At 61.3% G+C, this 22,388-nt stretch carries 19 protein-coding genes; 10 read left to right on the top strand and 9 right to left on the bottom strand.

Annotated elements, in window-relative coordinates:
- The first annotated feature begins 13 nt into the window (after positions 1 to 13).
- Positions 14 to 976, top strand: coding sequence for an ABC transporter substrate-binding protein (locus PAF18_RS13670; RefSeq protein WP_434802222.1), 963 nt, complete (start codon positions 14 to 16; stop codon positions 974 to 976).
- 42 nt (positions 977 to 1,018) lie between these two features.
- Here the strand turns inward: PAF18_RS13670 and PAF18_RS13665 are convergent, their stop codons facing one another.
- Positions 1,019 to 2,266: an O-antigen ligase family protein gene (locus PAF18_RS13665; protein WP_271116248.1), complete on the bottom strand. Its 1,248-nt coding sequence runs from the start codon at positions 2,264 to 2,266 to the stop codon at positions 1,019 to 1,021.
- A gap of 161 nt (positions 2,267 to 2,427) precedes the next feature.
- Between PAF18_RS13665 and PAF18_RS13660 the strand changes: the two genes are divergently transcribed.
- Positions 2,428 to 3,603: a glycosyltransferase family 4 protein gene (locus tag PAF18_RS13660; RefSeq protein ID WP_271116247.1), complete on the top strand. Its 1,176-nt coding sequence runs from the start codon at positions 2,428 to 2,430 to the stop codon at positions 3,601 to 3,603.
- Here PAF18_RS13660 and PAF18_RS13655 read toward each other — a convergent pair.
- From PAF18_RS13655 to PAF18_RS13635, 5 genes are read right to left on the bottom strand one after another with little or no spacing between them, the layout of a single operon-like run.
- Positions 3,592 to 4,629 carry a response regulator gene (locus PAF18_RS13655; protein ID WP_271116246.1) on the bottom strand — a complete coding sequence of 346 codons (1,038 nt, stop codon included), beginning with the start codon at positions 4,627 to 4,629 and terminating at the stop codon, positions 3,592 to 3,594. The two genes, PAF18_RS13660 and PAF18_RS13655, sit on opposite strands and share 12 nt — an antisense overlap.
- Positions 4,630 to 4,679: 50 nt before the next feature.
- Positions 4,680 to 5,858: a DegT/DnrJ/EryC1/StrS family aminotransferase gene (locus PAF18_RS13650; protein WP_271116245.1), complete on the bottom strand. Its 1,179-nt coding sequence runs from the start codon at positions 5,856 to 5,858 to the stop codon at positions 4,680 to 4,682.
- On the bottom strand, positions 5,855 to 6,541 hold the full coding sequence (locus tag PAF18_RS13645; RefSeq protein ID WP_271116244.1) for a PIG-L deacetylase family protein: 687 nt from the start codon (positions 6,539 to 6,541) through the stop codon (positions 5,855 to 5,857). Before PAF18_RS13645 ends, PAF18_RS13650 begins: the two co-directional genes overlap by 4 nt.
- Positions 6,538 to 7,449 carry a methionyl-tRNA formyltransferase gene (locus tag PAF18_RS13640; RefSeq protein WP_271116243.1) on the bottom strand — a complete coding sequence of 304 codons (912 nt, stop codon included), beginning with the start codon at positions 7,447 to 7,449 and terminating at the stop codon, positions 6,538 to 6,540. Before PAF18_RS13640 ends, PAF18_RS13645 begins: the two co-directional genes overlap by 4 nt.
- Complete coding sequence (locus tag PAF18_RS13635; RefSeq protein WP_271116242.1) at positions 7,446 to 8,063, bottom strand: sugar transferase; 618 nt, start codon at positions 8,061 to 8,063, stop codon at positions 7,446 to 7,448. The genes PAF18_RS13640 and PAF18_RS13635 overlap by 4 nt, the downstream gene beginning before the upstream one ends.
- Positions 8,064 to 8,532: 469 nt before the next feature.
- On the opposite strand from PAF18_RS13635, the gene PAF18_RS13630 reads away from it, so the two are divergent.
- The 8 genes from PAF18_RS13630 (at position 8,533) to PAF18_RS13595 (ending at position 19,557) form a co-directional block, all read left to right on the top strand.
- Entirely contained in the window at positions 8,533 to 10,401 is a 1,869-nt protein-coding gene (locus PAF18_RS13630) for a GumC family protein (protein ID WP_271116241.1), read from the top strand.
- Complete coding sequence (locus PAF18_RS13625; protein WP_271116240.1) at positions 10,388 to 11,800, top strand: pectate lyase family protein; 1,413 nt, start codon at positions 10,388 to 10,390, stop codon at positions 11,798 to 11,800. The genes PAF18_RS13630 and PAF18_RS13625 overlap by 14 nt, the downstream gene beginning before the upstream one ends.
- A complete protein-coding gene (locus PAF18_RS13620; protein ID WP_353620661.1) occupies positions 11,797 to 13,041 on the top strand; it encodes a polysaccharide biosynthesis/export family protein in 1,245 nt (414 codons plus the stop codon). Before PAF18_RS13625 ends, PAF18_RS13620 begins: the two co-directional genes overlap by 4 nt.
- A 6-nt stretch (positions 13,042 to 13,047) precedes the next feature.
- Positions 13,048 to 13,875 (top strand): sulfotransferase, encoded by an 828-nt coding sequence (locus PAF18_RS13615; RefSeq protein ID WP_271116239.1) that lies wholly within the window; start codon positions 13,048 to 13,050, stop codon positions 13,873 to 13,875.
- A 500-nt stretch (positions 13,876 to 14,375) separates the two neighbouring features.
- On the top strand, positions 14,376 to 16,325 hold the full coding sequence (locus PAF18_RS13610; protein ID WP_271116238.1) for a polysaccharide biosynthesis protein: 1,950 nt from the start codon (positions 14,376 to 14,378) through the stop codon (positions 16,323 to 16,325).
- Positions 16,322 to 17,563, top strand: coding sequence for a glycosyltransferase family 4 protein (locus PAF18_RS13605; protein WP_271116237.1), 1,242 nt, complete (start codon positions 16,322 to 16,324; stop codon positions 17,561 to 17,563). The genes PAF18_RS13610 and PAF18_RS13605 overlap by 4 nt, the downstream gene beginning before the upstream one ends.
- A 52-nt stretch (positions 17,564 to 17,615) precedes the next feature.
- Positions 17,616 to 18,413 carry a glycosyltransferase family protein gene (locus PAF18_RS13600; protein WP_271116236.1) on the top strand — a complete coding sequence of 266 codons (798 nt, stop codon included), beginning with the start codon at positions 17,616 to 17,618 and terminating at the stop codon, positions 18,411 to 18,413.
- A gap of 16 nt (positions 18,414 to 18,429) precedes the next feature.
- Positions 18,430 to 19,557 (top strand): glycosyltransferase, encoded by a 1,128-nt coding sequence (locus tag PAF18_RS13595; RefSeq protein ID WP_271116235.1) that lies wholly within the window; start codon positions 18,430 to 18,432, stop codon positions 19,555 to 19,557.
- On the opposite strand, the gene PAF18_RS13590 is transcribed toward PAF18_RS13595, so the two are convergent.
- Genes PAF18_RS13590 through PAF18_RS13580 form a run of 3 tightly spaced genes read right to left on the bottom strand, consistent with a single transcriptional unit; the run spans position 19,519 to position 22,158 of the window.
- Entirely contained in the window at positions 19,519 to 20,190 is a 672-nt protein-coding gene (locus PAF18_RS13590) for an HAD family hydrolase (protein WP_271116234.1), read from the bottom strand. The two genes, PAF18_RS13595 and PAF18_RS13590, sit on opposite strands and share 39 nt — an antisense overlap.
- Positions 20,171 to 21,142 (bottom strand): ATP-grasp domain-containing protein, encoded by a 972-nt coding sequence (locus PAF18_RS13585; protein WP_271116233.1) that lies wholly within the window; start codon positions 21,140 to 21,142, stop codon positions 20,171 to 20,173. Before PAF18_RS13585 ends, PAF18_RS13590 begins: the two co-directional genes overlap by 20 nt.
- Positions 21,139 to 22,158, bottom strand: coding sequence for an NAD-dependent epimerase/dehydratase family protein (locus tag PAF18_RS13580; protein WP_271116232.1), 1,020 nt, complete (start codon positions 22,156 to 22,158; stop codon positions 21,139 to 21,141). Before PAF18_RS13580 ends, PAF18_RS13585 begins: the two co-directional genes overlap by 4 nt.
- Positions 22,159 to 22,388 lie beyond the last annotated feature (230 nt).

Genomic DNA, 22,388 nt, shown 5'->3' with positions numbered 1-22,388 from the left:
TGGGAGGACCACAATGAAACGTCGCAATCTGCTGAAGCTGCCAATGGCCGCCGCCGCGCTGTCCCTGATGGCCGGTGCCGGCTTTGCCCAGGACGAGGAAGGCGCCGTCATCGGCGTCTCGATCCCTTCTGCCACCCACGGTTTCATGGGCGGGCTGAACTGGCACGCCCAGGACACGATCGACCGCCTGGGCGAAACCTATCCGAATATCGAATTCGTGCTGTCTACCGCCGGAGACGCGGCCAGCCAGGTCGCGGATATCGAGGATATGCTCGCCACCCGCAATATCGACGGGCTGGTGGTGCTGCCCTTCGAATCCGAGCCGCTCACCGATCCGGTGAAGATGGTCAAGGAACAGGGCAAATTCGTCACCGTCGTCGATCGCGGCCTTGCCGAGGAAGGGATCGAGGATCTTTACGTCGCCGGGGACAACACCGCCTTTGGCCGTGTCGCGGGCGAGTATTTCCGCGACAATCTCGATGCAGGCGCCAAGATCGTCGTGCTGCGCGGCATTCCGACCACGCTCGACAATGAGCGGGTCGAGGCGTTCGAGGCTGCGCTCGAAGGGTCCGACAAGGAGATCCTCGATATGCAGCACGGCAACTGGAACCGCGACGACGCCTTTAACGTGATGCAGGATTATCTGGCGAAATATCCGGAAATCGACGCGGTCTGGGCCGCCGATGACGATATGGCCATCGGCGTGCTGGAAGCCATCGCGCAAGCCGGCCGCGAAGAGGAAATGGTCGTCGTGGGCGGCGCCGGGATGAAGGATATCGTCAAGCGCATCATGGACGGCGATCCGCAGCTTCCGGTGAACGTCACCTACCCACCGGCGCTGATCTCGTCGGCGATCGAGATGACGGCGCTGAACTTCACCTCGAGCGCGCCGATGACCGGCCGCTATATCATCGGCAGCCAGCTCATCACGCCGGAAAACGCCGAGCAGTTCTATTTTCCGGACAGCCCGTTCTGATCCGCAAATCGGCGCCGGGCGGTTCCTGCCCGGTGCCACGCCTCAGGCGCTTTCCTCTTCCTCGCGCATCACTGCAACGCTCGCCGCGATGGCCAGAAGCCAGGGCATGACCCAGAACCGGGCGTAGTAATGGGTGATGCCCATCTGCGAAAAGGCGAGCATGATCGTGGCCGTGATGGTAAGGACGCCGAACCAGCGAGTGCCGCGCGACAGCCAGACCGGCCAGGCAATGAACACGCTGGTGACCTGAAGCCCGAGATGGCCCAGCAGGCTGATCAGCCCGCCCTCGGCCAGCAACAGCAGATAGACATTGTGGACCGGCGCCCCGAAGATGCTGACGGTCCGATACTGGTCCGCCCCGAGCCCGAGAAAGATCGTGTTTCGGGTCAGGCTGAAGGCTTCGCGCATGAGCTCCAGCCTGTCCTCGAATGTGCCTGCCTCGCTGACATCGCCGCTTTCAAGCGCACCGAAGACGCGTTCCATGAAAACCTCAGGCAGGAACAGCTCGCCCCATTGATAGATGGCGAACATGAACAGCGCAGTGCCGATCGTCATGCCGATCCACACCCGAAGCGCGCCGCTGAACAGCGTCAGGAAAGAGATGCCGATCGCGGTCAGCAGAAAGCCGGAATTCGATCCGGTCAGAAGCAGGCCCCATACAAGCGGGACCATGATAAGCGGCAGCAGCCACGACCGTAGCTCGCTGATAAAGTAAAGCCAGAGGGTAAAGGTGATCGCGACCGCCGCAAGCGCAGCCGTCGCGTTCTCGCGCTCGACAAGCCCTGCGAGACGGCCATTCCGGCTGACGAAGCGCAGATCTTCGGGGGTATAGCTGACGGCCCAGGCCCCGTGGACCATGACCACGACCATCGAGAGGACGAAGATCTTAACCAGCAACACCACCTCGTCGCGGCTGCGCTGCATGACGATCAGCGGAAGCAGGATCAGCGAAAAGCAATACTGACCGACAACGATGATACCCGTCAGCAGATCGCCGTTCATGGCGGAGCCGAGCAGAAGGCCCGAGGCCAGCATCAGCACGCTGATGAGCCATCCCGCAGTCGCTCGGCCCAACGGATGCAGCGGCAGCAGCCCGCGCATGAACATGATCGAACAGGTCAGCAGCGCAAAGATGTCACCGAGCGTGATATAGGCGAAATCTGCCCGAAAATAGTTCATCGGGGACAGGAACACCGTGATCCCGACCAGAATCAGGTCGGCGCGCCAGAAGCTTTCCTTCGGCGCGGTGATCGCGTCGGACGCGCCTGTCGCTAGGGCCAATCGTCTCAAATCTTCCGCCGGATCGTGAAATCACAGCCGCGATTATGCGTCGCGTAACCATATCCAGCAAGAGCCTTTGTAATGTTCCGGAATCGTGCTAGGAGGGGATAACGTATTGAGTTTGCGCCGAAATTGTTAATTATTATCGGCCCTTAGCGAGAACGGTTTGCATGCCGCCCATCACGATACTGTATCCCTTTGCTGGCGACACCGGGCTTGGGGGAAGTCACGTCTCTGTGCTCAGCCTGATTACCGGACTCGACCCGGATAGATACCGCGCCAAGATCCTCCTTCATCGCCAGCCCGGCATCGTTGGCGAGTATATCGGCGATCTCGGACTCTCTTTCGAGGTTGCCGAGGACCTGCCCCTGATGCGCACACCGAATTATCCGCGTGACGGAGATGTGGGCGTCGCGCGCTATCTGATGTCTCTGTCACGTCAGATGGTCCGGGAGATCCGGCGCCTCGACCCGCAGATCGTGCACACGAATGAAGGGCGCATCCACACGAACTGGGTGATTCCGACCCGCATGGCCGGGCGCAAACATCTCTGGCATCATCGTCAGGATCCGCGCGCATTCGGCATCAACAAACTCGCGCCCCTGTTCACCAATCAGATCGTCAGCGTATCCCACTTCTCGCACCCGGCAAGGCCGGTGCGCCCGGTCGAGGGACGGTTTACGGTCGTGCGGAGCCCCTTCGACTTCAGCTCTGACATCCCCGACAAGGAAGAATCCCGCAGCAAGCTGTTATCCGAGCTGGGCCTGCCAGAGGAAACGCTTCTGCTCGGCTGGTTCGGAACATTGGTCGATCGCAAGAAGCCGGTCCGATTTGTCGAGGCGGTGGCCGAGATTGCACGGGCCATGCCCGGACGCCCGGTGCACGGCCTGCTCTTCGGCAGTGTCGATGAGGCCGATCCCACGCAAAAGCAGCTATGCCTGAGCCGAGCCGCCGAGCTTGGGATCACCGAAAACATTCACATGATGGGCTTCCGCCATCCGCTGGCCGGATATATGGCCGCGGTGGATATTTATCTTGTGACCGCCATCAACGAACCGTTCGGTCGCACTCTGATCGAATCGATGCATCTCGGCACGCCCGTCATTGCCACCGCACATGGCGGCAACCCAGAGGCGATCGTCGATGGCAAGAACGGCTTTCTGGTCGAGGCCGAGAATCCGGCCGCTTTTGTCGGGCCGACCCTGCGACTGGCCAGCGACCCCCAGCTATACGACCGCATCGTCCGGACCGCGCGTAACGAAGCGCATCAGAAATACGGTCGAGAACGCCATATTTCGCAGATGACCGAGATCTACGATAAACTCGCGCGTCGTTCAGGCACGTGAGGTGGTCTCGCCCGAGGCCGGCCCGACAAGATGCACGGCGCGCAGCATGTTGATCAGTTCCGGTTGCCGGGACGCACCGCTTTTCTGATAGATGTTGCGCAGGTGATAATTCACCGTCGGCTTGGCGATCCCCATCGTCTCGCCGATCTGATCGAGCCGCAATCCTTCAGCCAGATGACCCGCCAAACGCGATTCGGTTGGCGTCAGCCCGATTGCGTCAGAGACCAGTTCGCTTCCCAGCAAGCCGACATGAGATGACGCGAAGATCGTGGCCGCGAAAATCGTGGTCGCATCTTTGCTTTCCGACAGATCGAGCGTCGCCACGAAGAGATGCTGAGCGGAATTACCGCGTGAGGCACCCACGGGGATCATGCGGAAATCCAGAACATGCTCGTCGGGTAGCATTGGCTCGCGCACCGATTGCGCGGCCAGACGAGACACCCAGACCCGGATTTTCGCGACGTTTGCCCGCGACAGTTGACGGGCGATAAGATTCATAAAAATCGGCTGTCCGTGCAGATCATACAGCACCACCCCAAAGGCAAGCCGGTCGAGTAATGCGTGAAATGCCGAAAGTTGCGGCGCGCCGCGAGTCGGGATGGTCGCCGCGGCCTGCATCGCCCGCAACCGTGACACCAGCCTGAGCTGAGATTCGAGCGAGGCGGCAAGCAGCTCGGTGTCGAGCGGCTTTGCCAGATAATCATCCGCACCCGCCATCTTGCCGGCGACGATATCCGCAGGCTCTCCGAAATCGGACATGACGATGATGGGCATATCCGCGAGATCCGGGCGCTCTCGCCGGATCATCTGGGTCAGCGCCATGCCCTCGTGCCCCGGCAGGGACTGGTCACACAGCATCGCGTCAGGCGGCGCAACGTTCAGCTGGAACAACACGCTGTCGGCATCGGCGGCGCTCGTTGCTGTAAAGCCGCGTCCGGACAGCGCCTTGCCGATCCTCTCGGTCAGAGCGGTGTCGGCGGTGCAGATCATCACCCGCCGCGCACCTATGACCCGGGGTTTATCCATGGGCTTGGCCTCCGGCGCAGGGCCGCGAAGGTCTCGCAATGTCGATGCCCCTAGACCGCCGCATCCGAGAGAATCTCGAGCAGCGTGTTGCCGACATGATCGAGCTCTTCATCGCGCCATGTGGGGTCGACCAGAAAGGCGAGGCTGGTTTCGCCAAGCTCCTGCGCGACTGGCAGTGGGGCCACCGGGTGATGGTCCGGATCGGAGAAAATCTCTTCACGGTAGATCTCTGAACAGCTGCCGGAAAACACCGGCAGACCCTGCGCCGCCGACGCTTGAAGAATGCGGTCGCGGTCCCAGCCTTTTGCAAGGCGATCGTGCCGGACAAACGCATAGAAGCGATACCAGGCGTGGGTCACATTATCGGGTGGCACCGGAATCCGCAGTGACGACGCTTCGCTCAGGATCGAGGCCAGCCGCTGCGCATTGCGTGCCCGCGCCGCCCGCCATTCGGGCAGTCTGCGAAGCTGCACACGCCCGATTGCCGCCGATGGGCCGGTCATCCGCAGATTTGTGCCGGTGCCATTGGCGTGCAACCAGCGAAAGCCCGGCGGCGGGTCCGGCGCGAACACCAGAGAGCGGTCCTTGCCGTGATCCTTGAGGCTCCAGATCCTGTCGTAAAGCGCTTCGTCGTCGGTCACGATCATGCCTCCCTCGCCGCCGGTGGACATGATCTTGTCCTGACAGAAGGAATAGGAGCCGAGTGTTCCGAAACCGCCAACGGGCCGATCCCCGATCCGCGCACCATGGGCCTGCGCGCAATCCTCGATCACCCATATGCCGTGGGTTTCCGCAAGCGTCATGATTCCCGCCATGTCACAGGGCCAGCCGGCCAGATGCACGGGAATGATTCCCTTCGTCCGTTCAGTAATCAGGGGCGCAATGGTTTCGGGCGTAATGTTTTGCGTATTGCGGTCGACGTCGGCAAAGACGGGTCGCCCGCCGGCATGCAGCACACAGCTCGCCGAGACGACGAAGCTACGGGGTGTGACGATGACCTCATCACCCGATTGCAGGTCGAGCGCCTGCAGCGCCGCATCCAGCGTCACCGATCCATTGGCCATGGCAATCGCATGGGCGGTCCCGGTGTGTTCTGCAAATTCAGCCTCGAACGCACGAACATCGGGGCCGGTCCAGGCGTTGACCTTTCCCGAACGTAGAAGCTCTGTCACTGCCGCGATCTGTTCATCGTCGAAGACCGGCCATGTTTCGTCGCGTTGCATGCTCATTCCACCATCCTGATCGTGACGAAACCTTCCGCCGCATGGCGGTGCACTGTCGCCCCCCGAAGGGTCGCCAGAGCCTTCAGCGCCTCGACCGAGCGTTCATGCGGTGCAGGCTTCTGCTGGCTTTCGAACATAGCGAATGCGTCGAGCTTGCGCTGTAACGTGTCGGAGATGTCGATGAAAAGATTCGGCAGAAAGCCGGGCGTCAGATAGGGCGCGTTCCAATTCGTTTCTGACAATGTCTCATAGGCGAAGATCCGGGCCGGATAGCGTGGCTGATGGGGCCGGGACGCCACAAGGGCCGAAAGAAAGCTGAGCTGGTGGTCCAGGTGGATATCGCCTGGATGCGGCGCGAAAATCGTGCGCGGGTCGACCTGCTGCACCACCGCAGAGATGGCACGGTTCAGCTCGGTATGGGCATACTCGCCAAGCTCTGCCGCAGGGCAGTCGAGATAATGCGTCTGTGTCACGCCAAGCGAATCATGCGCGGCCTTCGCCTCGGCACGGACTTTCGCGACCTGATCTTCGGGAAAACGCGGAGCGCGTCCGGTTGTGACGATGGCAACATGAAGCTCGGCCCCGGCGTCGGACAGCCGGGCCATGGTGCCGCCGACGCCGAGAATTTCGTCATCAGGATGCGGCGCGATGACCAGCACCGGACCGTAGTTTTTCAGCGCGTCGCTCATCTTGTCTGTCCCAGCATCCCATGGCGGACCAGCCTGTCAGGACCGCTCCATTCCAGAAGGTCGAGGCAGCGCCCGTCGCCGCACATGACCGTTACAATGTTTTCGTCGACAGATTGGATCTGACCGGGCAGACCGATGAAATAACCGTCGCGTGGGTGAAGCCGCGCCCCGGTGACATGGACGGTCTCGGCCTTCGCCGTTTGGGTGGTGGCGCCGGGATAGGGTGGTCCGACGGCGCGAACCAGCCTCTCGATCTCTGTCGCGGAGCGAGACCAGTCGATCTCACCATCCTCGGGACGCCGGCGCGCGCAAATGCTGGCCTTGTCATGATCCTGCGGCCTTGCAGGACGCTCCCCCGCCGCGAGCCTGTCGAGCAAACCGGGCAGCATCGCTGCCATCTCGGTCACCGCCCGATCATACAGCTCGCGGACGGTTATCCTGTCCGGATCGATGTCAAACACCGCTTGCGCCGCGATCGGACCGTCGTCGATCCCCTCATCGATCCAGAAAAGAGTCGACCCGCCCTGCGTCTGCCGCGTCAGGATCTGCCATGGCAGCACCGCCCGCCCCCGCATTTTCGGCAGCGGCGCGGGATGAAAGCCAAGCGTCCCAATCCGCGGTAGAGCGATCAGATCGGCGCCGACAAGCTGCGACCATCCAATGATCATCACCAGATCGGGCGTCATATCCCGAAGCTTCTGCATCAGCGCCGGATCATCGCTTCGCGCAACGCGAAGCAGATCGATGCCGTATTCTTCGGCAATGGGGCCCAGATCCGCGAAATCGCTATGCGCGCCGGATTTTTCCAGCGGCAGGGTCACCACCAGCGAAGGCGCGTGCCCCGCCGCGCAGAGCGACCGCAACGCAATCGCCGAGCCTTCGACCGCGCCGATGAAGGCTGTCTTCATGCGACCACCTCGAACCAGTTGCCGAAGCGGCGTTTGACCCAGTCCATCGCGGCTTGCAGTCGATCATCATCGCGAATCTCGCCCCGCAGCGGCACCATCGCCGTTTCCAGCAGGATGCGCAGATCCATTCCGAAGCTGCGATGCGTGACATACCAGACATCCAGAGCCAGCTTTTCGGCATTGCTCAGCCGCGTATTGCCGCTGATCTGCGCCCAGCCGGTCAGGCCGGGGCGTACTGAATTGCGCAACTCGCCAAGTGAACCGAAAGACGCGACGGTGGCTGGCAGTAGCGGTCGCGGGCCGACCAGCGACATGTCGCCACGCAGGATCGACCAAAGCTGCGGCAATTCGTCCATGCGGAGGCGGCGGATGATTCGCGTTATTCGGGTCTGACGCTGATCGTCGGGCAGCAACTCTCCATCCGCGTCGCGCCGGTCGGTCATGGTGCGGAATTTTCTGACAATGATGGTCTTGCCGTTCATCCCGGCGCGAATCTGACTGAAGATCAGCGGAGGGCCGAGCTGGAACCACAATATAGCGGCGGCGACAATCGCAAGCGGCACCGAAAAAACGAGCAAAAGCAGTGTAAGAGGAAGCTCCTGATACCGTGACACGCAACAACCTATTTAAACCTGGAACATCAGGACTATGATGCCACATTTACCCGGCAACAGCATCCACTTGCAACAGAAATAGCCATTGGCCGGCGCTTATGTGCCGGAAAATATACCACTTTTTAAGATAGTTATTTTAATGGACACAGTTCTCGATTAGCTTGGAATCACTACCCTGTAACCAGTCATGAATTTTTGTTAGAAGATTCTATCATGCCTTGTGCTATAATTAACTTTGCCATTTATGGTGGTAAGGCCCCTACCTCCGATAGGCTTGTTCTGTTATCTGATATCCGGTTTTCGAAATGATCTGTTCATTTCAATCGCATCGTGATCGCGGAAATTTGTCAATTGCCGGGCGGCGACTCGTTGCGCCTGCGCTGATGATATCAGACACTTGCCGCCTGTGCTTCGCAGCCTGTTTCTTCGCGCATGTCAGTTGCGACGTTCTTCCGGTTAAGGAGGCCGCATGAACAGCCCGTCCCGTCCTCACCGCGCCGCGATGCGCGCGGCACCACCGCGTTCCGAGCGGATTGACAGCGAAGAATTCGTTCAGCTTCTGCGCCGCAACGCATGGCTGATTCTGACCGTCGTCATTCTGGTGATGGCGGCGACCTTTTTCTACCTGTCCCGCCAGACGCCGATGTATCGCGCACAGGCAGCCATGGCGCTGACCACCTCCGAAGTGCGGATCAGTCAGGTGAACACCCAGCTTGAGGTCTATGACCTCACACGCGCAAGGGTAGAAACCGAAGAGGATCGGCTGCGCTCGCGCAACTTTGCCGAGCGTGTGGCGGATGGGCTCGACCTGTTCAAGGACCCGAGCTTCCTGCCTGAAAGCGAGGGGAACCCCGCGCTCGGCACGCCGGAACGCAGGCGCGCGGTGGTGGATAAGGTGCTGAGCTCGTACCGGACCAGCCGGTCGGGCGAGAGCCTCGTCATTACCATCATCGCCGAGGCGACATCGCCCGAGCTGTCTGCGCGGATTGCGAACGCCGTGGTGAAGGCCTTCGTGAACTCCTCGGTCGACAGCCAGACTCAGACCATCGAGAAGTCGATCAGCTATCTCAGCAATCAGGTCGACGCCATCGGCGAAGAGCTGACGCTGGAACAGATGCAGCTCGCCGAGTTCATTCGTGAGAACGTACTAGACGACGAAGAACTTCCCGAGAGGCTGCGTCGAGAGCGGACGCATATCACCTCCGTTCTCGAGGTTATGGACAGCCGCAACGAAGGCAACACGGCTGAGCGTCAGAAGCTGGAATCGGATCTCGCCAAGGTCGAAGAACAGCTGTCGGCGCGAACCCTGAACGAATTGAAGCTCAGCAGAATGCGCCTGGGGGTCGAGCTTCTGAATACCCGCTATCAGACCACGGTCGAGCGGCTGAACGTTCTGGAGCCCCAGATCAATCAGGTTCAGCCGGATGCCCGGCAGGTGACGGTTGCCGAGGTTCCGGTCGCGCCGTTCAGGCCGAATATTCCGACGACGATGGCGCTGGCGGTTCCGGGCGGGTTGATCCTCGGGTTTATCCTGGCGCTGCTGCGCAGCACGATGAGCCGCCAGGTCTGGACCGGCCCGCAGGCGACACATATCACGCAGCTGCCCAATCTTGGCAATCTGCCGCGGATCCCGGGGCGCGGCGTGTTTCGTCGCCACCGCCCCACCTGGTTTGTGAAGCGTTTTCCGAGATCGGAATTCAGCGAGGCCATGCGCGCACTGTTGACCGTGCTCTCCACACAGGAATCGCACGACAAGCCGCCGCGCGTGGCGATGGTCACCTCTGCGCTTCCGAATGATGGGAAATCGACGGTCACGACCTCGATGGCATCCGTCGCCGCACAGGACGGTCTGGATGTCCTTCTGCTCGACTTCGACACGCAGCGTGCAGGCGCGAGCCAGCTTGTCGGCGTTTCCGGTCAGCGCCGCAACTCGGTGGTCGCGCTGCTGAATGGCGACCAGCCGATCGAGGACGCCATCATCCCCGCAGAGGGAGAGCGGAATTTCGACTTCATGAGCTTCGAGCAGAAATCGAGGCTCACACCGCGGATGGTGCTGGACTTCGAAAAACATGTGCTTCCGAAGCTGATCCGCAAATACGACATGATCATCATCGATACGCCGCCCGCTCTGGGTGTGTCCGACGCCGCTCGTCTCGGGGCTCTGGCCGATACCACTCTGATCGTCGTTCGGTCGGGGAAAACGCCCGAGCGCGCCCTGCGCAACTGCGCCGAACGCCTGGAAGATAGCGGCGTGAGGCTGGCCGGGACGATCGTCAACGACATTGATGCCCGCCGCTATAGGCAAACCAATCTTGGTGGCAAATATGGGTATTACTAAGCGTGCCGGCGTTCTGACGCGTCATTTCCGTCGTGTCGCGGGCAGTTTTGCCCTGTTCTTCTCCGCAACTTGCCTGCCCGCTGCGGCGCAGCAGGACAACATCGCCTTTCCGGGCGCCATCGGCTACGGCTCGGCGGCAAGCGGCTGGCGCGGCGGAGAGGTGATTGCGGTCACGAATCTGGAAGAGAACGGCCCGGGCAGCTTGCGCGACTGCGCAGAACGTGACGTGCCGCGCGTCTGTGTGTTTCGCGTCTCGGGCACCATCCGGGTGACAGAGCCGATCATGGCCGGGTCAAACCTCTATATCGCGGGACAGACCGCACCTGGCGACGGCATTCAGCTGCGCAATGACGAATCGACCCATGGCCCGCTGATCGTGAAGGATGCGGAGGATGTGGTGATCCGCTTTCTCAAGCTGCGGCCAGGACCCGCGCAGAAGAAAAGCACCACGATCGATGCGCTGACGGTCGAGAACTCAAGCCGGGTCTATCTGGGAAACCTGTCTCTGATGTTCGCCACCGACGAGACATTCGCGATCCATGTCTCGCGCAGCACGGCGCGCGACATCACACTCGCTGACAGTATCCTGGCCTACAGCCTCGACGATTCCAATCACGGAAAGGGCGAGCATTCGAAAGGCGCGCTCATCTGTTCGACGGAAGGCGAGGGCAATGAATGCGGCCGTATCAGCCTGATCCGCAACATTTTTGCACATCATCGCGACCGCAACCCCGATGTGAAGGCCACCGAGATCGGGCCGGTCGAAGTGGTGAACAATATCTTCTATGACCCGATCAGCCAGTTCGGCGAATTTTACGACCTGATTGGGGATACCCGCATCGCCTATGTCGGAAATCTGGCAATGACCGGCCCGTCGACCAACCCGCGCGCCCGGTCGGCGGTGGAACTTTTCGACCGCACCGAAGGGAATGACATCCGGGTCTGGGCATCCGGTAACGAGGCCCGAAGCTGCAATGGCGAGGCCTCGCTTCCGATCCTGGATCCGGTGGCCGAGGCGCTGCAAACCGAGGGCCCGATCTCACTGACCGTCGCACCAATGCCTGCCGCCGAGTTGCTGACGAACCTTGCCACAACTGCTGGGGACCGCCTGCCGGATGACACGCATCGCGACAGGCTCGACCAGCAGATCATCACCGATATCACTGAGTGTCGCGGAAAGGTGATCGACCGGCCCGATCAGGTGGGGGGCTGGCCCGACATACTGCCATCTTCCGCCAAGCCTGACGGCGATGGTGACCTGCTTCCCGATCGCTACGAAGCCATTCAGCCGGAACTCGACCCGAGAATTCCGACAGATCCTTGGGCGGATGCGGATGGCGACGGGCTGTCCAATCTTGAAAGCTGGCTGGCCGAGCTGGCAGGGGACCGCCGGGCGTGAAAGGGCGTGTGAAGAACCGGCTTGCTGCAACGCGCTCGGGGCTTGGGTCCTGTCTTGTCGCAGTCGCACTCCAGCTGGCCCACTCTGCCGCCGCCACGGCAGAGCCCTATCGTCTGCACGCTCAGGACCGTCTCATGGTCCGTGTGCTCACATGGGATTTTCGGCTGAACAGCCTGAGCGGATGGCAGGGCCTGTCGGGCGAATACAGCATCAGCCCGGAAGGCAATCTGCATCTGCCTCTGGCCGGAACGCTGGCCGCCGAAGGGCTGACGCAGGCCGAGCTGAGCGACGCGGCGGGCGAACTTCTGCGCCGGCGCGCCGGGCTCGACGAACAGCCTATGCTTTCGATCGAGCTTGTGTCGAGCCTTCCGGTCTATGTGCTTGGATCGGTCGAGACGCGTGGCGCGGTCAGCTATCGTCCGGGGCTCACCGCGCGACAGGCATTGTCGCTGGCAGGCGGTTTGTTCCGCGCACCGGCAGCGCAGAACATCGCCCGCACCATTGTGCTGTCTGGCGAAATTACCGAAGCGCAGTCGCAGCTCCGGGCGCTGCGCGACGAGCAGGCCCGGATCCAACAGGAGCTGGCCGAACTGGAAAACGCGCCTTTCGCGGCCCCTCAAGATGTCACCCGGTCGGACGATGTGCAAAGCCGCCTTCAGGAGGCGGAGCGAGAGGCGCGGCAAGTGCGCCTTGACAGCTATAGCGACCTTGCCGTCGTTTTGGGTGAAAAGGCCGATCGACTGAATCAGCAGCTTGTGCTGCGGGATGAACAGATTGCGGCGACGCGCGAGGAATTGGCGAGTATCACATCGCTGAACGAACGCGGGCTCGCCGTCAATGCGCGGGTCACATCGCTGTCCTCGGCGCTAAGCGAGCTTGAGGCGAAGCGTCTCGAAATAGAGACCGCATTGCTGCTTTTGGATGAGCAGCGCAACCAGGCCGCACGCGACCGCGACACGATCACCACCGACGCGATTGCATCCCGACTGGCCCGTCTGGTGCAGCTCGAACCCGATATTGCCAACGCGGAGATTGGGCTCTCGACCGCGCAATCCCAGTTACAGGTCGAGATGGGCGTGGTCATGTCCGATGAGGATGAAACAGCTGAACCGCTGCCCGTGTTCACGCTGACCCGCGGCGGTCAGGAACAAGAGGTCAGCCCGAGCGCCGAACTTCATCCCGGCGACACGTTGGAGATCACCACCCGACTGCCCGAAAACACAGAGCTTTCACAGAACTGATCAGACATGACAGCTTCATCACGCCTTCCCGACTTCATCATCGCCGGAGCCGCCAAATCGGCGACGACCTGGTTGCAACATTCCTTGCAGCAATCTCCGCGCGTTTCGATGCCCAATCACGAGCCGCATTTCTTCTCGCGCCGTTATGAGGAAGGCATGGAGGCTTATCTGGCCGAACTTGGCCCGGCGCCAGACGCGGTGCTGTTGGGCGAGAAGTCGAACAGCTATCTGACCATGCCCGACGCCGCGGCGCGCATTCACCGCCACATCCCGGATGTCAGGCTGATCTTTCAGCTGCGTGACCCGGTGGCCCGCGCCTATTCCGATTATCTGATGCTGTTTCGCAGGGGCGAGGTCGATGGTGACATTAACCGTCACCTTGATCCGGACCGCGCGGCGAATGGCCGCTTCCTGAGCGATGGGCGCTATGCCGATCATTTGCAACGCTTCTTTGACCTGTTCCATCGCGAGCAGATCCTCGTGCTGCGCTATGAGGATATTGCCGCGCAGCCGCAGCGCCAGCTCAAACGATTCTCCGAGCATCTCGGCCTGGCGGAACAGCTTGCCCCGCCTATCGAAGGGCGCGTGAAAGATGCCAGCTCGGCCCGGGTGCCGCGTTCGTTACGCCGCATACTGACTCCGCTGCGACCGGTCCTCGACCCGATCCGTCATACCAGGGTGATCGACACGCTCCGCAGCGCCGTCGCCCGACCCGAAAAATACCCACCATTCGACCCGGCGCTGCGTGCGGATCTTGCGGAATTCTACGCCCCGCAAATCTCAGATTTGCGCAAGTTGACGGGGCTGGATTTCGCGGCCTGGGGCTCCGCTTAGAATATATCTGTCAAGAATTCGTCACGTCATGGTTGCGCATAGGCGATTCGCCGCCTGTGCGCAATTTGCTGCTGTGCTGAATCAGAAGCACCAACTATACTCGGCATTAAAGAGAATTAATTTACATAAATACACCTCACGGTTGAGATGGTTAATATTTCCTATCTTCGTATGTTATGTGAACCAAGGCGATTCTCCGGCGTTACGCCCATTGATTTAACGATTGTTTGTATCAAATTATAGGGATCTCTATTTTCGCAACCTATGCAAAAGAACGGGTTACTTGTATAGAGAACGTGCGATCATCACGTTGGGGAAATTGTACTGTTATTGTGAGGGGTTGTCCGGGGGTCTTCCTGTAGGACATGAATGGGTGCTTGGTAATGCTAGCGAATGTCGTAGAGTTTTGGCAACAGAGGCCTGTTGCACAGAAAAACTTTCAGCTAATCAGATCTGAACTTCGTGCCAATCGTAAACTATTTGCGGCAGATGCAATCGCGGTGCTGATTGCATCGAGTTCGGCCGTCATTCTTGCGTCTGGCGCACATCTGAGCACGACCGAACTGGCCGTCGTGCCGGAATTCGTCATTGCGTCTTTGCTGGTCGTCATGCCGATCCTGACCATGTCGGGATTCTATCGACAGCATCGGCATTCCGCGACCATGCCCGGACTTTTGTCCCTGCTTCCGGGCAGCCTGTTCGGGGTTGGTGCCTGCTGGTTCCTGGCGCGCGGGATTGGCTGGCTTCCGGAACTGCCGGTCACAACTTTCCCGATCATGCTGCTTATCATGCTGACCCTGTTCGTGGGCGCCCGCGTCACGGCGCTGACGCGCGAGGTCATGCGGCGCAACCGCCGTCATGCAGCGATAGCATCGCAGGGTGAGCCGGTGGTTTTGGTGGGCCTGGGCGCCACAAGCGATCTGTTCATGCGCGCCGTGCATCAAGGTCTGTCACCCTACAAGGTCGTCGGGATCATCGACGATTCGATGGAAAGCACCGATCTGCTGTTCCACTCGGTGCCAATCCTCGGCTCGATCCGCGATCCGAAGCCGATCATCCGCAAGCTCATGACCGCCGAAGAGCTGCCGCGATGCCTTCTGCTGACCGAAACCGTCACACATTTCGATCGTGAAGGCATCGAGATGCTGCGCAATTGGGCAGAGGCTCAAGGAATCAAGGTGCGCTCGCTGCCCAACTTGACCGAAGAACAGCCGACCTTCCGTATGGGCGGCAATGTGGCGACCATCGATCCTGAGGATGTGCTCACCCGCCCCCAAAAGAGGGTTGAGATGCAGCTTTTGCGCGACACATATCGCGGTAAGCGTGTGCTGGTGACAGGCGCTGGCGGTTCTATCGGCAGCGAACTCGTCAGGCAGCTTGCCTCGCTGAACCCGGCAGAGCTGGTGCTGGTCGAAAATTCCGAATTCAACGCCTATCAGGTGGATCGCCTGCTGGGACGGCATTTCCCCGACGTGCCGCGCGCGCTTCATCTGTGCTGCATCCGCGACCGTGTGCATCTCCAGTCGATCTTCGAAGAACATCGACCGGACATGGTGTTCAACGCCGCGGCGCTGAAGCATGTGCCTCTGGTCGAAGCCAACCCGTGCGAGGGTGTGCTGACCAATGTGATCGGCACGCGGAATGTCTGCGACGCGGCCCGTTCCGTCGGCGTGAAAGCCTTTGTGCAGGTGTCGACCGACAAGGCTGTCAACACGACGAATATTATGGGCGCGACCAAGCGCGTGGCCGAATTCTACTGTCAGGCGCAGGATCTCATTACCCGCGATCTGGGCTGCGATACGCGCTTCTTTGCGGTGCGCTTCGGCAATGTGCTCGGCTCCTCCGGCTCGCTGATCCCCCTGTTCCAGGAACAGATCGCACGCGGTGGCCCGCTGACCGTGACCCATCCGGACATGGAACGTTACTTCATGACAATCCGCGAGGCCGTCGAGCTGACACTTGTCGCCGCTGCCCAGGGGCTGCGCAGCGGGGACGATAATGGCCGCATCTATGTTCTGGATATGGGTCAGCCCGTCCGCATCGTCGATTTGGCCGAGCGCATGATCCGCATGGCCGGTAAGGAACCGGGTAAAGACGTGAAGATCGACTTCATCGGCATTCGCCCAGGCGAAAAGCTCTTTGAAGAGCTGTTTGACCGCACGGAGGTTGTGCAGCCTGCTGGCTTCGCCGGTGTGAGCTGCGCGATCCCGAACGCAGTCCCGATGTCGCGGCTTCGTGCGGCACTGCTCAAGCTGGAACGTTCGGCGCGCAGCGGTGATGAACAGTCGGTGCGTCGCGGTCTGGCCGATCTCGTCCCGGGTTTCGGCGGCGCGTTGCCCGAGGCCGAGGTGCGCCCCTTCCCTGCCCCCAAACCGCAGCCGGCCGCGTCCCGTCAGCTGAGCAGACCGCCTGTCGAGGCGGAGATCGAGCGAGGAAAGGCCTTCGCATGAACGCGCTGGTGGCAACCGCCACAGCCCCGGCCGAAGCCAACGCGCAATCACCCGGCCGCATTGTGCTGGTGATTGCCGGGCTGGCTTGGTCGCTGGTCAATTTCAGGCTCGAGCTGATGCGGCGGATGGTCGCGAATGGCCATCACGTGCTGGCGGCGGCACCCGATTTCGACAGCGAGACCGAAGCGACACTCCGCGCTGAGGGGATCGAACCGCTGACGGTGCCAATGGACCGCACTGGCCTTAATCCGGTGCGGGATCTCAAGACACTCGTCGCGCTGCGCAAGCTGATCCGCGACCGCAAGCCCGATGTGATCCTGCCCTATACGATGAAGCCGATCGTCTGGGGCAGCATGGCCGCCAAGATGGAAAATCATCCGCGCTGCTATCCGCTTTTTACCGGACTCGGTTACGCCTTTTCCGAGGACGAACCCAAGGGCAAGCGCCGTATCGTTCGCCGGGTCGCGATCGAGCTGCATCGCCGCGCCCTCAGCAAGATGCGGCTTGGCTTTCACTATAACTCTGCGGATTTGCATGACCTCCTCCGCTTCAGCATGATCCCCGAAGAAGCACGGATGATAGCCCTGCCCGGATCTGGCGCGGACACGCAGCGCTTCGTGCCCACACCGATGCCGGACGGCCCGACCACCTTTCTGTTCACCGCGCGGATGCTGCGTAGCAAGGGGCTGGACGATCTTCTCGATGCGGCCGCTCGACTTCGGGCAGAAGGTCTCGAATTCAAGCTTGGGCTGCTCGGTCCGACCGACAGCAATCCCGACGCAATCGACGCCGGAACGCTGCAAATCTGGCACGAAGCGGGAGAGATTACCTATCACGGCGCGACCCGCGACGTGCGCCCCTATCTCGCGCAGGCTCATGTCTTCGTGCTTCCGACGCGGCTTCGCGAGGGTATTCCGCGCACCATACTCGAGGCGATGTCCTGCGCCCGACCGGTCATCACCACTGACGCGCCGGGCTGCGGCGAGACCGTGGGGGATGGCGATGGCGGTTTCGTCGTCCCGACGGGAGACAGCGCCGCGCTCGCCGATGCGATGCGCCGCTTTATCGAAGACCCCGGACTCGCTCCGAAAATGGGCGCCCAGGCGCGCAGCCGGGTCTGCCGGAACAACGATGTTCATCTGGTGAACCGCCGTCTTCTGACCGAAATCGGTCTGGAGCCGGAGAATGCCTCAGACTCCGCCGCCTCTGACACCGCCAATCAGGTCGCGGTCGCATGATGGGTGCGTGCGCAGGCGGGGCGCGTTTGCCAGTAAGACGAAAGGACGCGAGATGAAGACGATCCTGCTCGCTGGCGGCGCTGATGACCTGCCGGCAGGAGAGCATAATCAGATACCGAAACCCATGATCGAGGTCGGCGGTCGCCCGATCATGACCCGCGTGATGGATATCTACAGCCATTTCGGCCATAGGGATTTCATTGTCGCTGCGGGGCATCAGGCCGTCACGATCAAGCAGTTCTTCGCCAATTATCATCTTATGGCGAATGACGTGCGGGTCTCGATCGACAGCGGAAAGATCGACCTGCACCCGACCCATGGTGCCGGCTGGAAGGTCGGAGTGGTCGATACCGGGCATTACACGTCAAGCAGCGGGCGGCTGCGGCTGCTCCGAAAATGGGTCGGGGATGAGCGTTTCATGGTCGGCTACGCCGATGCGCTCGGCAATATCGACATCGAGTCTCTGCTCGACTTCCATGACAGCCACGGCAAGATCGCCACTCTCACCGCCGTCCGCCCACCGGCACGCCTCGGCAGTGTCGAGCTTCTGGATAGCCGCGTGACGGCCTATACCGACAAGCTGCGCAGCCAGGATGCTTGGATCAATGGCGGGTTCTTCGTGTTTGAGCCAACGATTTTCGACTATCTCGTCGATGATCAGGAACCGCTGGAAGGCGCGCCTCTGTCGCAGCTTTCAATGGATGGCGAGCTGATGGCATTCCGTCATTACGGCTTCTGGCAGCCGGTGGATACGGTCGCTGATCGCAAGCGGCTGAGCACATATTGCATGTCCGACCCGCCGCCCTGGCTACAGCTTGGCCGTCCCGCAGCGTCGAAAGCTGCCGAATAGTCTGCGGAGAAACCGTATGAAAATCCTTATGATGCAAGCCGGTTTCTCGGCAGGAGGAGCCGAGAAGGTCATGGCAGCGCTTGCAGCACATCGCGCGGCACAGGGCGACGAGGTTCACGTCGGCGCCATGACGATGGGACCCGAGGGATCGTTCTTTCCCTATCCACCAGAGGTGACGCTGCATGTGGTCGGCCCGCGCGGAAAAGGCGGACGCTTCGTTCAGCCACGCCGCGCGCTCGGCACGGCGCGGCTGATCCGAAAGCTGCGGCCCGATCTGATCGTCAGTTTTCTGACCAAGGTCAATTGTCTGACATTATTCGCGGCGACCGGGTCCGACATTCCGGTGGTCATCTCTGAGCGAAACAATCCAAGCGCCCAGTCCGCGAGATTCTGGCGCAAGTTTCAGCGGAAATTGATGCCCCGCGCCGCCGGGATTGCGATGCAGACGCGGGACGCCGCCGCGGATCTTCCACCTGCGCAGCAACGGCGGGCCCATATCATCCCGAATCCATGCCTTCCCGTGGATTACACCCCCGCCGCACCGACGGATCATTGTCGTTTTGTGGCCGTAGGTCGTCTGGTCGAACAGAAGGGCTTCGATATGCTGATCGACGCCTTTGCAGCGCTGCCGCAGGATCTTGACGCAACGCTGGATATTTTCGGGCAGGGCCACCGCGCCGATACGCTTCAGCGCCAGATCAACTCGCGCGGATTGGAGAAGCGGGTCCGGCTGGCCGGGCTGGCCGGCTCGGCGCGAGAATGGTTGGGTGCAGGCGACGCGCTTGTGGTCAGCTCGCGCTACGAGGGGTTCTGCAACGTTCTGGCCGAGGCCACCTGTTCCGGCCTGCCCGCAATCGGCTTCGACTGTCCTTACAGTATCGGCGAAATGATCCATGACGGGGTGAACGGGCTGCTTGTTCCTGACGGCGATGTCCCGGCGATGACCGCTGCGATGGAGAAATTTGCCCGCGACGCGACGCTGCGCAAGCATCTGAGCAGCTCGCCTGAGATCATGGCCTCGCGGCTCGACCCAGATCGGATCATGGGGCTCTGGGACCAGTTGATCGACGAGGCTGCGCGCGGCCTAAGCAAATCGCCAGTCGGTTCAGATCTCCGAGAGGACGGCATCCAGCTGATCGAGTGAAGCGATCTGTGCCTGCGCCGCGTGGTCGGTGTCAGGCGGCGGGGCATCGTGAACCCGGCCCGGTCGCTGAATCTGCACTGTCAGCCAGCCCATGCGGTTGGGCGTAACGAAATCCTTCAGCGCGTTGTCCCCGACATAGACGCATTGCCGTCCGCCCGCCGTGGTCGCGATCTCATCGAAGGCGCGCCGATGTGGTTTGCCGAACCCGTCGGGCCACTGCCCGGTCGGGATAATTGCATCGAAATGCCCGGCGATACCAAGCGCAGCAATCTTCGAGCGCTGCGTCCGCTCCGGCCCGTCTGTGATCAGGGCGAACGGTCCTTCATGATCGTCCAGATAGCGCGCCGCATCGGGACACAGCGCGATATCAGGCTTGTGACCCCGGTAGACGGACACCAATTCGCCGACATTCTGCCGGTTCGAAAGCCGGCACTGCTGCAACGCTTCATCGAAAATCCGCCGCCGATGCGCGTTGTCGAAAAGGCACCGGCAGACACCTGCGAAGCCTTCGACCCCGTGGCGCTTGCCGATCCATTCTCCGACCGCGGCGAAGCCGCTATAGGCAAAGTCACGCTCAAGATAGAGCGTGTCGTCGAGGTCGAACACGATCCTCTTATCCGGTGAAGACGGCATCGTCATATCTCAACATGGTTACCCCCTCGCGCCAAGCGTCGTTGGCATCGCTTGCCTTGCCGCCCAGCTCTTGCACAAGCCAGTCGGCGAAGCGCGCTCCGGCGTGATGAGCCAGCGGGTAGCCGCCGCCGAAGCGTGCATTGATTTCGATGACCTGAGGGCCGCGATCAGCGTCGTCGATGACCTGAAAACACAGCACACCCCGCGCGGAGGGTAATGCGCGATGAATACCCTCCGCGATTTTCCGCAGATCGGCACGGCGCTCGGTCCGGCCTTTTTCCACCTCTCCGGCGCGGGTCTGGATACGCAGATGCGGCACCACGCAGCGCAGCGAACCCTTCCGGTCGATAAAAATATTCACTGTGTATTCGGGGCCGGACAGCACGGGCTGAAACATCATCGGCTCGGGAAAGCGCGCCGGAAGCTCTTGCAAGTTGGCGTAAATGCCCAGACCGCGGCTGGCACTTCCGCCGACGGGCTTTCCGAAGACCGGCCAGCCCAGACGGGTGGGCGCGTCGCGCAGCTCATCCTCGGTGCAGGTCTCGGGGACCGGCACGCCAGCCGCGGAAAGCGTCTGCATCGTGCTCAGCTTGTCGCGCACGACCGAGATCACTTCGGGTGGAGAGACATGGACCTGCGCACCTGCCGAAGCCAGCCGATCCGCCGCGGCGGCGTAAGCGGCGAGCTCGGTGTCGATGGTCGGCACGATCATCCGAATGCCGTTTTCACGCACAATCTGTTCGATCCGGTCAATGAAACCGGGATCGGTGCAGCGCGGAACCTGATGCGCAAAGTCGGACAACATGCAGCCCGAAGACAAGTCCGGCTGCATGTCGCAGCCATGCACCACGACACGGCCCGACGCACCGCCCGCTTGTTGAAAGCTGCGGACAAGCGCCCCGCGGCGACCGGCGGAAGAGATCAGGACGGGGATGTCGTCTGCGTCTGTCACCCTGCATCTACCCCGTAATATTCCCGGAACCAGTCGACATAGGCCTTCATTCCCTCGCGGACCGAGGTCTGCGGCGCATAGCCGGTGAGCCGGCGCAGCAGCGCCGTGTCCGCCCAGGTCGCAGGCACATCGCCCGGCTGGATCGGCAGCATTTCCTTGATCGCTTCGCGTCCGGAGGCCGCCTCGATCGCGGCGATGAAATCCATCAGCTCGACCGATTCGCCGTTGCCGATATTGACCACCCGCCACGGTGCGACCGGAGACAGGCTGTCATCCGCGCCGATCCGGGACGCGTCCCCAGGACGCTCGGGCGGGGCGTCGATCAGCAGGCGGATAGCCCGCACGAGATCGGTCACATAGGTAAAATCGCGCCGCATATTCCCATGATTGAACACCTTGATCGGTCGCCCCTCGAAGATTGCCGAGGTGAAGAGATACGGCGCCATGTCGGGCCGCCCCCAAGGGCCGTAAACGGTGAAGAAGCGAAACATGGTCGTCGGAATATCGAAGAGATGCGCGTAGCTATGCGCCATCGCCTCGTTCGACTTCTTGGTCGCCGCATAGAAGGACATCTGAGTGTCGACCTTGTCGATCTCGCGATAGGGCATTTCGGTATTGGCGCCATAGACCGAACTGGTCGATGCCATCAGAAGATGTTTGGGAGGATGGGTCCGAGCGGCCTCCAGCAGTTCGAAACTGCCGAGAAGATTTGCCTCCACATAGGCGCGCGGATTCTCGATTGAATAGCGAACGCCGGCCTGTGCGGCCAGATGAACGACCGCCTCGGGCTGGTGCTTCGCGAAAAGCCCTGCCAGCAGACCGGGGTCTTCGACCTTGCCGCGCACCGCGTGATAGGCGTCGCTTCCGGTCAGACGAGACTCACGCGCGGTCTTCAGCGCCGGGTCGTAGTAATCGTTATGGCTGTCGAGACCGATCACCTCGTGGCCTTCGGCCAGCAGAAGTTCGGAGAGATGGTAACCAATGAAACCGGCCGCGCCGGTCACAAGCACTCGCATAAATCATTCCTTCAACACACGCGGCGCCGGGCTATGTCGCCACGCCGATAACACGCCCATACTTGCTGACAAGTCCTGCAACCCGAACAGCTTAACACATTCCCGGGCGCTCGCGGGTATCTTCCGGTGTGAAAAGAGCGTTAAACTTGTCACGCGAATTCCGTTGATTTGCCCGGCACGGGGCCAGATAAGGCGATAGCGGTGTTTCTGTCGAGAGCCGAAAGATTTGT

Source organism: Paracoccus sediminicola, assembly GCF_027912835.1.
Lineage (GTDB): Bacteria > Pseudomonadota > Alphaproteobacteria > Rhodobacterales > Rhodobacteraceae > Paracoccus > Paracoccus sediminicola.
This window is presented reverse-complemented; position numbering and strand designations above follow the sequence as displayed.

Excerpts from the sequence above, each read along its gene's own strand:
- PAF18_RS13650 (WP_271116245.1), bottom strand. The coding sequence starts at position 5,858 with ATGAGCATGCAACGCGACGAAACATGGCCGGTCTTCGACGATGAACAG.
- PAF18_RS13655 (WP_271116246.1), bottom strand. The coding sequence starts at position 4,629 with ATGGATAAACCCCGGGTCATAGGTGCGCGGCGGGTGATGATCTGCACC.
- PAF18_RS13605 (WP_271116237.1), top strand. The coding sequence starts at position 16,322 with ATGAACGCGCTGGTGGCAACCGCCACAGCCCCGGCCGAAGCCAACGCG.
- PAF18_RS13600 (WP_271116236.1), top strand. The coding sequence starts at position 17,616 with ATGAAGACGATCCTGCTCGCTGGCGGCGCTGATGACCTGCCGGCAGGA.
- PAF18_RS13640 (WP_271116243.1), bottom strand. The coding sequence starts at position 7,449 with ATGAAGACAGCCTTCATCGGCGCGGTCGAAGGCTCGGCGATTGCGTTG.
- PAF18_RS13595 (WP_271116235.1), top strand. The coding sequence starts at position 18,430 with ATGAAAATCCTTATGATGCAAGCCGGTTTCTCGGCAGGAGGAGCCGAG.
- PAF18_RS13615 (WP_271116239.1), top strand. The coding sequence starts at position 13,048 with ATGACAGCTTCATCACGCCTTCCCGACTTCATCATCGCCGGAGCCGCC.
- PAF18_RS13670 (WP_434802222.1), top strand. The coding sequence starts at position 14 with ATGAAACGTCGCAATCTGCTGAAGCTGCCAATGGCCGCCGCCGCGCTG.
- PAF18_RS13645 (WP_271116244.1), bottom strand. The coding sequence starts at position 6,541 with ATGAGCGACGCGCTGAAAAACTACGGTCCGGTGCTGGTCATCGCGCCG.
- PAF18_RS13660 (WP_271116247.1), top strand. The coding sequence starts at position 2,428 with ATGCCGCCCATCACGATACTGTATCCCTTTGCTGGCGACACCGGGCTT.
- PAF18_RS13590 (WP_271116234.1), bottom strand. The coding sequence starts at position 20,190 with ATGCCGTCTTCACCGGATAAGAGGATCGTGTTCGACCTCGACGACACG.
- PAF18_RS13625 (WP_271116240.1), top strand. The coding sequence starts at position 10,388 with ATGGGTATTACTAAGCGTGCCGGCGTTCTGACGCGTCATTTCCGTCGT.
- PAF18_RS13630 (WP_271116241.1), top strand. The coding sequence starts at position 8,533 with ATGAACAGCCCGTCCCGTCCTCACCGCGCCGCGATGCGCGCGGCACCA.
- PAF18_RS13580 (WP_271116232.1), bottom strand. The coding sequence starts at position 22,158 with ATGCGAGTGCTTGTGACCGGCGCGGCCGGTTTCATTGGTTACCATCTC.